Source organism: Cutibacterium porci (genome assembly GCF_009696315.1).
Lineage (GTDB): Bacteria > Actinomycetota > Actinomycetes > Propionibacteriales > Propionibacteriaceae > Cutibacterium > Cutibacterium porci.
The window spans coordinates 514,226-526,252 of sequence record NZ_VUMG01000003.1; the positions used below are offsets into that span (position 1 = coordinate 514,226).

10 protein-coding genes are annotated in these 12,027 nt (G+C 57.5%); 3 read left to right on the forward strand and 7 right to left on the reverse strand.

What is annotated here, in order from left to right:
• The first annotated feature begins 124 nt into the window (after window positions 1-124).
• A complete protein-coding gene (locus FYJ43_RS09790; RefSeq protein WP_154564270.1) occupies window positions 125-736 on the forward strand; it encodes an RDD family protein in 612 nt (203 codons plus the stop codon).
• 41 nt (window positions 737-777) lie between these two features.
• Here the strand turns inward: FYJ43_RS09790 and ykgO are convergent, their stop codons facing one another.
• Window positions 778-900: a type B 50S ribosomal protein L36 gene (gene ykgO / locus FYJ43_RS09795; protein ID WP_023032003.1), complete on the reverse strand. Its 123-nt coding sequence runs from the start codon at window positions 898-900 to the stop codon at window positions 778-780.
• 162 nt (window positions 901-1,062) lie between these two features.
• Window positions 1,063-2,811 carry an arginine--tRNA ligase gene (gene argS, locus FYJ43_RS09800; RefSeq protein ID WP_195839954.1) on the reverse strand — a complete coding sequence of 583 codons (1,749 nt, stop codon included), beginning with the start codon at window positions 2,809-2,811 and terminating at the stop codon, window positions 1,063-1,065.
• Between the two features lie 56 nt (window positions 2,812-2,867).
• On the opposite strand from argS, the gene FYJ43_RS09805 reads away from it, so the two are divergent.
• Window positions 2,868-3,689, forward strand: coding sequence for an aldo/keto reductase (locus FYJ43_RS09805; protein WP_154564274.1), 822 nt, complete (start codon window positions 2,868-2,870; stop codon window positions 3,687-3,689).
• A 632-nt stretch (window positions 3,690-4,321) separates the two neighbouring features.
• Here FYJ43_RS09805 and FYJ43_RS09810 read toward each other — a convergent pair.
• The 5 genes from FYJ43_RS09810 to FYJ43_RS09835 are packed head-to-tail and all read right to left on the reverse strand — an operon-like array spanning window position 4,322 to window position 11,122.
• A complete protein-coding gene (locus FYJ43_RS09810; protein ID WP_154564276.1) occupies window positions 4,322-5,974 on the reverse strand; it encodes a beta-galactosidase in 1,653 nt (550 codons plus the stop codon).
• 8 nt (window positions 5,975-5,982) lie between these two features.
• Window positions 5,983-7,008 carry a zinc-dependent alcohol dehydrogenase gene (locus tag FYJ43_RS09815; protein ID WP_154564278.1) on the reverse strand — a complete coding sequence of 342 codons (1,026 nt, stop codon included), beginning with the start codon at window positions 7,006-7,008 and terminating at the stop codon, window positions 5,983-5,985.
• Window positions 7,009-7,023: 15 nt separating this feature from the next.
• Entirely contained in the window at window positions 7,024-9,183 is a 2,160-nt protein-coding gene (locus FYJ43_RS12345) for an aminotransferase class III-fold pyridoxal phosphate-dependent enzyme (protein ID WP_229771694.1), read from the reverse strand.
• Between the two features lie 58 nt (window positions 9,184-9,241).
• Complete coding sequence (locus tag FYJ43_RS09830; protein ID WP_154564280.1) at window positions 9,242-9,826, reverse strand: HAD family hydrolase; 585 nt, start codon at window positions 9,824-9,826, stop codon at window positions 9,242-9,244.
• 54 nt (window positions 9,827-9,880) lie between these two features.
• On the reverse strand, window positions 9,881-11,122 hold the full coding sequence (locus tag FYJ43_RS09835) for an MFS transporter (protein WP_195839956.1): 1,242 nt from the start codon (window positions 11,120-11,122) through the stop codon (window positions 9,881-9,883).
• 29 nt (window positions 11,123-11,151) lie between these two features.
• Between FYJ43_RS09835 and FYJ43_RS09840 the strand changes: the two genes are divergently transcribed.
• Window positions 11,152-11,937, forward strand: coding sequence for a DeoR/GlpR family DNA-binding transcription regulator (locus tag FYJ43_RS09840; protein ID WP_195839957.1), 786 nt, complete (start codon window positions 11,152-11,154; stop codon window positions 11,935-11,937).
• The last annotated feature ends 90 nt before the right edge of the window (window positions 11,938-12,027 follow it).

Genomic DNA, 12,027 nt, shown 5'->3' on the forward strand with positions numbered 1-12,027 from the left:
TGGGGTTCCGCACCGGCTATGAGCTCAAAACCGTGTATCACACGGTTTTCATACCGTGGGACGATGTGCGACGATCCTCTGCAGCGACACAGTGGGCGGGTATTGCCGCACATGAAAGGAACTCATGACCAAGCAAGAGTCCATCTTGACCGTCGTCTCAGTTGTGATCTTTCTCGTTCTCCTCGCCCCGACGCTCAGCTACAAACTCCGAAAGGAGCGGGACCTCCCCACTGGTGAGCCGGCACCGGTGACTCGCGGACGACGATTCATTGCCTTGCTCAGCGATGCTGTTTGGGTGTTTCTGCTTACCTTGGTGGGATTGGGCCTGTTTGCCGTCGCCACACTCATATATGGGTCCCGCGACGTCAGCCAAAAGCCAGCTATCGAGCACGCCATTCACCCCGTAGGCACCGTTCTCCTATTGGGGATTAGCGCTGGCTATGTGGTGGTATCCCTCCTAGGGCGCCATGGCGTCTCCCTCGGAACATGCTCCCGTAAGCTGGCCTGGGTGGACGCCAACGGACGCCCAGCAGGTCGCGGGCACACAGTCATCATCGGTCTCGCGTTCATCGTGGCCACTCTCGGTACCACGGCTGTCGGAGCTTTCGCCTCTATCGGCGGTGCCGTCCTCTTCATTGAGGCAGTCTCGATCCTGGTGACTGAGCGCGGCATCATCGGCAAACTCATGCACCTACACCTCGTCGACGCCCGGACCCTCAGCGCGCATGTTCACTGATTGGCCGCCTAAGGGGGCAGGCAACCGGCACAGTGGCGTCGTCAGCCCTGGCGAGCCTTGAGTCGCGGATTCTTTTTATTGATGACGTAAACGCGCCCCCGCCGACGGACCACCTGGGAACCAGGCTGGTTCTTGAGAGCTCGCAGCGAGTTCCTGACCTTCATAATCTTCCTATCCTTCACGATAGCAGGTTATTGATAATCGTTCTCACTACAGTAGCAGACCCGCCACCCCCTCGTACCGACGCCGGAACGCTCGAAATCTGCCCCCATACAGCGAATGCCGCAGCCCCGAAAGACTGCGGCATTCGCATTGTTACGCAATAATCACATGCGGTCTGGGGCGTCAATACCCAGCAGGTCAAGGCCACGACCAAGCACTCGCCGCGTCGCAGCGCACAAGGCCAGACGCGATCCGCGCACCTCCCCGGTGCTACGCAATACCGGGCACTGCTCATAGAACACCGAATACGCGCCAGCCAACTCGTAGAGATAGGTACATAGCTTGTGTGGGGTCAAATCAGCGGCAACAACCTCTACGACCTCTCCGAACCTCGACAACAACAGGGCAAGCTGTTGCTCAGCGGGCTCATCGAGCACACTAATGCGGCCCCACACCATCGACTCCAGGTCAGCCTCGGGATCGACGTTCGGGTTAGCCTCGGCGGCCGCCTTGCGCAGAATCTGTGAAACGCGGGCGTGCGCGTACTGCAAATACGGGCCGGTATCGCCAGTGGTCTGCACCATCCGCTCCGCGTCAAAGACGTAGTCCTTCTGCAGACCGTTCGATAAATCGGCGTATTTAATGGCGGCTAAAGCGATATTCGGGGCCGCATGTGTCTCAGCCTCGTCGAGCAAGCTAGCCAGCGTAACCGTGCCGCCCTCACGAGTCTTGAAAGGACGACCATCCGAGCCGAGCACCATGCCATAACCGACATGCTCAGCCTCGACGTCGTCAGGTAGGAATCCAGCCATCCTGGCCACCTGGAAGAGCACCTCGAAGTGATGGCTCTGGCGGACATCAGTGACGTAAATAATGCGGTCGGCTTTAAGTTTGCCGACGCGACGACGGATAGCAGCAAGGTCGGTAGCGTCATACCCGAAACCGCCGTCTTTCTTACGCACGATCATTGGGGCATCCTGCCCCTCAACAAAAACGCATAGTGCGCCATTATCTTCGACCGCTAAACCGTCAGCCTGAAGCTCGTCTACCACGCGCGGTAGGTCGTCATTGTAGGTGGATTCACCAGCCAGATCGTCGTCAGTCAACAGCACTGAAAGACGTGCATAATTGGCGTTGAACCCCTCCAGAGAGACGTCGATAAGAGTCCGCCAAATACGTAGGGTTTCCTCATCGCCGCTTTGCAATTTGACGACGCGACGACGCGCACGATCAGCGAACTCAGGGTCGGCGTCAAAAGTTTTCTTAGAATCCTTGTAAAGCTGCTCGACGCCGGGAAGGTCGAATTCGGACAGGTCCATCCGGTTTTCGATGATGTATTCGACGAGCATACCGAACTGAGTACCCCAGTCACCGAGGTGATTTTGCGGGATGACGGTGTGGCCTTGGGCGCTGAGCACTCGGTTGAAGCAGTCGCCGATAATTGTCGAGCGTAGATGGCCGACGTGCATTTGTTTGGCAACATTGGGAGCCGAGTAGTCGATGACGACACGCCGAGGCTCTTCCACTTGGGCGATCCCAATGTTGGGGTCAGTGATGAGATCTGAGGCGACGCGAGCCAACACGTCAGAGCGCAACCGCAGGTTGATAAATCCCGGGCCAGCGATGTCGGGGGTCTCGCACAGGTCTTCGACGTCCAGCTTGGCAACGATGTCGGCGGCGACGTCGCGTGGCGGACGCTTCTCCTCCTTAGCCAGGCGCAAGGCGACATTGGACTGGAAATGCCCGAATTGTGGCTTAGTAGCCGGGCGCAACTGCGGATCAATCCCGGTAACGGACTCAATCCGGGCAGCAAGCTGAGAGGGAAGAGACGACATGACGGCATTATCCCACGAGAGGGCCAGCTCGTCACAGTCGGAGGCGCCACAGGCCCCGTAGTGACGTTTTTGGAACAAACACCTACACCGGGACGTTGACGTTAGCAATACGGATGTTTCGACAGGGAGGATTTATGAGCGTTCCCACCACTACTCTCAACGACGGTGTTGTCATCCCCCAGCTGGGCTTTGGCACCTGGCAGGTTCCCGCCGACGAGGCCGAAAGGGCCGTGAATGCTGCCCTGGAAGCGGGATTCCGTCATATCGACACCGCAGCCATCTACGGTAACGAAGAGGGTGTGGGCCGCGCGCTCGCCGCCTCTGGCCTGGATCGCAAAGACCTTTTCGTCACCACCAAGCTGTGGAATGACGCACACCACGCCGACGATGCTCGCAAGGCTATCGAGACGAGTCTGACCAAGCTGGGCCTCGACCACGTCGACCTTTATCTCATCCATTGGCCAGCCCCGGTGAAGTACGGTGATGCCTATATCGAGGCGTGGAACGCCCTGCAGGAGTTCAAGTCCGAGGGTCTGACGCGCTCCATCGGGGTGTCGAATTTTAAGACCGAGCATCTTGACGCCATCGAAGGGGCAACTCCGAGCGTCGACCAGATCGAGATGCATCCCTCGTTCAACCAGGCGACCTTCCGAGCAGAACTCGCCGAGCGGGGCATTAACCCGGAGGCCTGGAGCCCACTGGGCCAGTCCAAGGACCTCGACAACCCCGTCCTCGCCGATATTGCCAAGGCGACTGGCAAGACGCCCGCTCAGGTCGTCATTCGCTGGCACCTGCAGATCGGTAACATTGTTTTCCCGAAGTCGGTGACCCCCTCGCGCATCGTCGAGAACTTCGACGTCTTTGATTTCGAGCTGTCTGACGAGCAGATCGCCGCTATTGACGGCCTAGATCATGGCAACCGCATCGGCGGGGACCCGGCCACTGCCGACTTCTGATATCGACTGTTTGATCTGGACTTCTCCCCGGAAAACGGACTGAAAAATCAGTTTCCTTTCCGGGGAGTTGTGTTCCGATTATTTTGAGGCGCGCGGTGACCGTCAGGAGCGGGATCGTAGCGTGACTCGTTGGCCAGCCAAGAGCCTTGATGTGCGTTGGCGCATCTTGGTAGCAACATGCTGATGATAGCGACTGAAGGACGAGCGTGAGCGTTCATGATGCCGACCTCCTCTCGTCACCAATTCAGGTTCCGACTATCTCAAGTATTACTGCCGAATTAAGGCTGAATCATGTCGCCAATCAAGACTGGCGATAATCCTACTCTGCATTGTCAAATCTGGCATTTACGCTTTCGCTGTTCCGAAAGTGAGCGGGCGCACCTATTGCGACTCCGCTCCAGCGCGGATTCGCCACGACAAGTCCCCACCACGATGTGCTTCGAAATACGTGTGATATCACTAAATATCACCACTTGCCGAGTCTAGCTTTCGCGGACGATTAATATAGCATTTGGGCCGCAATCTTGCTGAATCAATAAACTAGTCCAGCGCTTGTAACATCTCGCACTCAAAGATCCACTCAAACCGAACAACTTCACTAGGTGGAAAATATCGAACTGCTTAACTACAGATCACCGTAGATCAGAAATTTCCTCCCACCTAACGCCATCCATCGATAATAGCACTAACACACCGTAGGGCCCAAGCGTAAACAATGATTTACCACCGACCCCCCCAGAGGATGACTCGATGCCATAGCGCACGTCCACCTTCTCGCTAGCGCGATTGAAAATGAAGTCCAAGCACGCATCTGAGTCATCACCTGCTACCCATCTAATACGATATGAGGAATTCGAATCCAGCGACGGTAATTTTGGCGTCAGCTGCAATATACGCCAGATTGACTCGGCGTCCAGCTGCATGGCATCCATAGGAATCCATTCCACATCTCGGCCGCCGCGTCGCACAGTCACGCGCAACTCGTCCGACTCCCACGGATCTCCCGCCGTCTGTACGCGCACAGCCGGGCGGCTTGAACCGACCTCGGCAGCGGAACTGAAAATCGTCCGCGCGTGCAGTCCATAGCGCACCAACAAATCTTTCACGATCCCCGCAACCCGCCAAGTAATAAACGCGGCTCCCGGGTCAATTATCAGGTCCAGATCGTAGCAAATTGACCACCTCGTGCCCGTCTCATTAATTGCATCTCGTAATGCGACCAATCTGCGCAGGCCATCGAGGGTCTCCCCATCCTTTCCCCCGGCCGCAAGCGGGGCGGCAGGGCAGTATACCCCTGTGAAGGCTTTCGGCTCCATGCCTTCAGCCAGCAGATCGGTAGTAGTCGGCTGAAGAGTGCTGTCCATGGAATTGGTGGTGCATGCCGTGTAGATCGACAGAGTCGAAGACCCTAGGGCCAGAGAGAGGACGCTATGATGCAACAGCACGTCTGCAGAACGGTAGTGCGATCCATCCCAGACATGCCCCCAGTTCTCTTCGACGCATCCCATATCGAAGTGAGGGCTAGCCATCAGCGTACGCGCGAGTGCCTCGTCCGAAGTGCTAGTTGGCCCAGCCCACGCAGTATAGCCTTTGGCGCCTGCCACCTCAGTTAGCGGCAGAACCCGGGTGACCCACCAGTCGTAGGCGAGATGATTGGCGATGCTTGGATCGGGTAGAGGTAGGTTGATATACCGCTTCACCGGTACGTCAGCAAAGACGTTGCTAAACGTCGACAACACTTGATCAATCCCTGAGACCGGAGAGCGGCGGGGATGGTCCGTGGGTTTGGCCGCATCGCTGAAGACGCCCTCGTTACCGATCTGCACCGCCGCGACGATATCAAGGTTCGGCACGACGAGTCGATCACGAACTATCTCCAGCCAAGTGATCGCCTCCGTAAGAAAGCTGGAGTCGACCGAGGAGAGCGGTGGGTCTTCGCCGAATCCGATCCCAAAGCTAGAGAACCGGTAGTCCTTCTCCGAATCGGAGCAATGAACGATCCGATCGGGAAGCCCGCCGTATCTAACTTCTGCGTGAATGAAGGGCCCCGGCTTGACGACGGCCTTGAGCCCCTGATTTCGGAGCAAGTCGAAGAATTGGTCGAGGTTAGCATTAGAGACGTCCGCCCCAGTGAAGTCAATGTCGCCGCTGGAACGTTCATGGAGGCGCCACGGGATGTAAAAGCTGATCGCTTCGATGCCCTCGCTATGCAGGCGCGCAAGATCAACCACCCAGTCAGTAATTCGTGCTCGATAGTAGGGGTATTCGCCGACAATCGTTATCATGGGACCCCTTAGAGACGGCTTTCTAGGACGACTTTCAACGCATCGTAGGCGTTTTCCTGATTGACGGATAGGAAACCGAAAGCCTGCTTGTATTCACTAAGTCCGAACTTGTGAGTGATAATACGCTCCAGCGGGATACGAATTCCCGTGTCGAACGCGCGCTGGAACATCGGGTAGTTATAGTCGCCGGCACCGATAATCCGATACTCACCGAAGAGGATGTCGATGGGTAGCAATCGCGCCTCAGCTGACGAATTATACCCCATCACCACAGCCGTGCCCTTGGGGGCCAACAGGGACACAGCGGTCTCCAAAAGATTTCCGACCGTGTCAATGACCACGTCTGCTCGCGGTTGTGATTCTGGCGGCCTGTTCGCTTCGAGGATAGAAACAGTCGGCATATCCGGATGATCGAAAACCCCTTGTAGCAGTACGCGTCGGTGGGGGCTCGCCTCAACGAGAGTGACTTGACCTCCAGAAAGCGCTGCGGCGATGCTGGCCAGTGCCCCGACGGGCCCTCCTCCCAAGATGATCACGCGTGAACCGGGTTGGACTCCTGCTGCTGTGACGTTCGACAGGGCGCAACAAAACGGTTCGATGAGCGTTGCACGGTCGGTGCTGATCTCGTCGGGGACGGGTACGACGAATTGCGCTGGAAGAACAATCTGCTCGCAAAACGTGCCGTCCCGATCGATGCCGATTTCGTTGTTAGCCTTGTTTACACAGTGGTTGAATCGACCTTTGCGACACTCGAGGCATTCTCCGCAAAACAGGGTTGGGTTCACAACGACGCGATCTCCGGGCTTAACGTTGGTCACCCAGTCGCCAGTGCCTTCGACGATCCCGACAGCTTCATGTCCCATGATGACACCGGGTCGCGCGTCGAATTTACCGACGAGGACGCTTCGATCGGTTCCACAGATGCCGCTTTGCAGAATGCGAACGATGACATCATCAGGGCGTGTGGCTTCGGGCGCTTGCACAGTGACCAAGTGCAGAGAGCGCGCATCGTCTCCGAGACTCAGGGCTAGCATGAAAAATGTCCTTTCTTACCAACGAATCGCAGCGATCAATTGCTCGTGCAGCTCGCGTGTAGATGTTGCGATGCATGAGCGCTGGTTCTCCGAACTGATATCAGTCAGCGACATATTGTCGAAACTGTCGCCGTACGCGTCGGTAATGATGATGCCTGCCGCCTGAGCGATCGGTACGGCAGCAGCAACATCATAGGGGAACAGATGCAAAATATTGCCCCGCCCAGCGCGCTCGAAGTCAATTCGAGTCTCCGGGTGGTCCCGCAAGATGCGATTTCCGACGTCGACGTACGCATCCAGTTGGCCTGTAATGATTCGGCTGATGGAGTAAGCACAAGAATTGAAGATGAAGACCCCGCCAGTGTTCGAGGACATATCGACGAGGTGGCCGTAGGCGTCGTTCATCAGATGCACTGGGTGACCATTAAACTCAATGGACCAGAACATTCGTTTCAGCTCGGTCACATTGGTCTGTGCCGGCACCGTATAGGGGTAACCGTGGGCTTCGAAGCTATCCCCATGCGCGTACATCCACCGACCGGTGGTCAATTCCATCAACAAGGCATCAGTGATGTCTCGCAACCGAGGGGGGTCGCTAGTCCGGGTGACGGCTAAGGAGATCATGGAGCTCTCTAAGCCGGCGGCGGCACCACGCGTTCCATCGATGGGATCGACGATAAGGAACGCTTCGGGATCGCCGTCACCAACACTACGCAGCGCTCCATCCTCGGTATAGACGGCCAAAGGAGTTCTCGCACGTTCGAGATATCGCCACAGGGCTTGTTCGGCAATAAGGTCGATGTCAAACTGCGCATCGCCACCGGGTGAGTCGTGACCAGATGGTGCCCCGCGCTGAGCGCGGTTGCTGTGAGCTGCTCTACGGATGGCCGTTGCAGCATTAAACAGAAGCCTCTTCATCGTGATTCCCCCCCGGATCAGCTGTTCGAGACGGTCACACATGGTCTCGGCTTCGTCAAGAGTGATGTTCAGCGCCGGTCGGATCTTTAACACATTGCCGCGCCCGTAGCGCGAGGTCCGCATCAGCAATCCGTACTTCCGCGCCATCTTGGCTATATGGTTGGTTGCAGCGACATTCTCAGACCCATCGGCGTCGATGAGCTCGAGACCGATCATCAGCCCAACGCCGCGAACGTCGCCGATGATGGGCACTTGAGCCTGAAGGGCACGCATTCGCTGCATGATGTAGTCACCAACGATGGTCACGTTCTGTAGGAAGGCAGGTTCACGAATGATCTTCAGAGTGGCATTCGCTGCGGCGGCAGCAATGAGGTTCGAACCGTAAGTGAACGAGTGATGGTCGGGCTCCAAGCCGAGGAGGCCATCGTTGGTGATGATCGCTGCGACCTGGGCGCCAGAGCCACCAAGACCCTTAGCGACGGTGATAGCGTCCGGAACCACGCCGAAATGCTCCGAGGCGAACATGCGTCCAGTGCGTCCGATTCCGGTCTGGACCTCGTCGAAGATGAGCTTGATGCCCCTCGCGTCACAAATCTCACGGACCCTCTGAAGGTATCCTTCCGGTGGGACGATGTTTCCGCCGTTGCCGGAAATCGGTTCGATGAGCACGGCCGCGATCTCACCCTGGGAGGCGTATTCGATAAAATCTACAATTCGGTCTGCGCACAACAGCCCACAGGTCTCAGGTTCCTTGCCATAGAAGCACCGGTAGCAGTAGGGGTCTGGAACCTGTATCCCGAACCGCGGCAACGTTGGGAAGGGCGTTTTCCGGAACTGGTTGCCTGAGAGCGCTGTCATGGCCATGGTCTGACCTACATGGGCCCGGAAGAGAGTGATCACCTCGGTGCGACCAGTCACGCGCTGAGCCATCTTGATCGCCCCCTCATTCGCGGAGGATCCGCCGGAGACCTTAGGGTGCACGTGGTCCAGGCCGGCAGGCGCAAGTTCAGCGAGTGTACTGGTCATTTCGTTGATCGGGTGGGTCTGGTAACTCGAGCTGACATGAATCAGCTTGTCGGCCTGCTCCTTGATGGCTTTCACGACCGCCGGGTGGCGGTATCCGAGGCTGAGGTTGAAAGTCCCCGCCGAGCAGTCCATAAATTCGTTACCGTCCTTATCACGGACGTATAGACCTTCTGCATCGACAACCGTGAGATCGGAAACGTTATAGTATAGGTAGTTTGACGTATCCGGCATAAGGTTCACCTGCTTCGTGGTACTACTTTGAATTTAGTCGGAAAAGTTTAATATCGGCTTAAGCGAGAGGCAAGCCAGGAAATTCTCCCCTAAAAAGGAAAGTGCTCATTCCAAACTCAGCGGCAGCGTCGGTATTAGCCGAGCGATCGTCGATAAACATTATGTCTTCAGGCCGAGCCTCCATGGCACGAGTTGCTGCGACGAAACACCCCTGAGAGGGCTTGGCCATGCCGAGGCGAGCGCTGAAAAGCATCCCATTGAAGAGCGAAGCAATCGGAAGATCAGCGATCGCCTCAGCTAAGGGATGCGGAGCGTTCGACAATAGCCACGGGCGGACACCTGACTCGTTGAGCTTGGTCAACCACTCGACAGCGGCTGGGTCAAGGTTGAGCCATCCGTCTACATCGATGCGAACAAAGGCGGCAAGTTCCTCATCACCGAGCTTGTAATCTGCGCCGAGTACCTTCTGCCAGTAGTCGCGAGGCGACTGTCCGCAATCATAAGGCTCTCGGTATTCCCAGTACCGCTGTCGGAAATCCGAGGCAGATATCGCCGCGCGTTGAGCGAGTTCAGTCATCGCCGTATCGGGAAACGGCCTAGAAATCACTTCCGCGTAGTCGATGAGCAGCTTCTTCATGATCATTCTGTCCTTTCCATGTATTCCTGTATATGTCCGGGGTGGTCAATATCGGAAACCTCATCCCGGCGGCGAGATAGTGACGTCACGTTTGGGCGCATCTCGGCCTTTCGGTGCAGGAACGTTCTCTACCGGGTTGAGCGTGCTGGCGAGCACGACGGCTACAAAGCCGATCGGCAACAGGACGGACAGGCCCCACCGCAAGCTTGTGGCTGTAGTGATCACGCCGACTAAGGGGCTGGTGACGAGAAATCCCACGCGCATGATCCAGTTCACGAGAGTGACACCCGAAGCTGAGCTCACGCCGGGAATGTGAGCGGCCGAACCCAAAGCACTGGGGACCAGAGTCGCCGCCCCGTATCCCACTGCAGCCAGTCCAATGATGAGTCGGATAGGTTCCTGCGCCGTCACGATGGCGAGACCACCGAACACGATAAAGACTCCGCCGAAACGAGCGATCCGTATCCTGCCGCACTTCTGGATGAGAAAGTCACCGCTGAAGCGGCCCAGACATTGACTACCGATGATGACGCTGAACGCGACGCCCGCACTCGCTGCCGGAACGTTACCAATCTGCACTGCGGCGATGGCAGACCAGTTGTTCGCCACGTCTTCGATGGTGGTCCCGCAGGTCGCAATAACGGCGAGCGGAAGGGCAGCCCGGAGCACGAACCACCACTGCAACCGGCCCTTCCCGCTGGAAGCGCTAGGTTCGTCATTGCTCTTCGGCATCACGGGAGCGTTACCAACGAGGAGACCACCGATCCCGACGAGGATAATGCAGACGAAGCCGACCACGGCCAGGTAGAGACGCATGTCAGTGCCCGCACTTGCGGCTGCTGTCGAAGCAGCACCGCTGATGACGCCACCCAAGCTCCACAACGCATGCATAGATGAAAGGATCGAGCGGCCCGAGTTGTCTTGGACAGCGACCCCGACGACGTTCTGGGCGACGTCCACAATCGCGTCGAAGAAACCAGCGAAGAATATGCATGCCGCCAAAGCGAACCCACAACCTGACCAGCCAGCCAAAGCAACCGCGGCCGCGAGGACGACAGTGCCTACGACTGCCACAGGTACCGCGTAGAAGCGGGCGATCAATCGCGAGGGCAAGACGGAGGAGACGATAGCTCCGACTGCAAATGAAGCACCAACGAGGCCAAACTCCCAGGCCTTCAGGCCCAGTCGGCCCATAACCAGGGGGTACCAGGGTAGTAAGGCGGCGAAGACCGCGCCATTGCTGATGAAAAAGGCTCCTACGCCAGCAACGCCACGAGGGCCGGTCCTGAATTCGGGTACCACGCGATCAAGATATGTATCAGAATGATCACATGCAACGATCAAAGCGCCATAAAATGATCATTGAGGCGGTGCGCTCTGGACCGCACTCCATCGACGAGCTCGCGAAGCTGACTGGCGCGAGCTCAGTCAGCGTCAGACGAGACCTCGCTGAACTTGCTGATCAGGGTGTCATCCGACGCTTCCGCGGTGGCGCAGCCCCGGTATCTCATCGTGGGGCTGACTATCCCTTCGCCCTGCGCCAAGCCTCAGGCATTGAGTCCAAATCCGCTTTGGCCAAGGCCACGGCCGAGCTCATCGAACCGGGAGAGAGCGTCTTCGTCGACAACGGCACCACTGCACTCGCCGTAGCCGAAGAGCTATCGGGAAAGAACTTGACCGCAATGACAGTCTCCCTCCACTCCGCAGCCGCGCTCGCAAGCAAGCCAGGAAACCAAGTCATTGTCCCTGGTGGACCCATCGACCATGACGACCTGGCCTTCACCAGCGCCGGCGCCACCGAAGCAGTCGCTGCCATGAGATTCGATACCGCTGTCATTGGTACATGTGCCGCAAACCCCGACGCTGGCCTCACCGTCGCCGGATGGGGTGATGCCCAGGTCAAACGTGCTGCCATCGCCTCAGCCCAGCGAGTTTTCCTTGTCGCAACGGCCGACAAGTTCAACCACACGGCGGCGCACCGATTCGCATCCATCGCCGACCTGGATGCAATCATCACGACCTATGGTGCACCGCCAAGTGCCATCGCAGAGGCGCGCATCGCCGGGGTGACCATGATCGAATTGGACCATAGCGGCGGTACCGAGACGCTCGGGTAAAAAACCCGCATCGTCGACACTTCCTTCGAGGTTGATCGCCAACAGCAGGAGGATTCTTCCACCCCTGAATAGCATCGTGGTGATGCATCC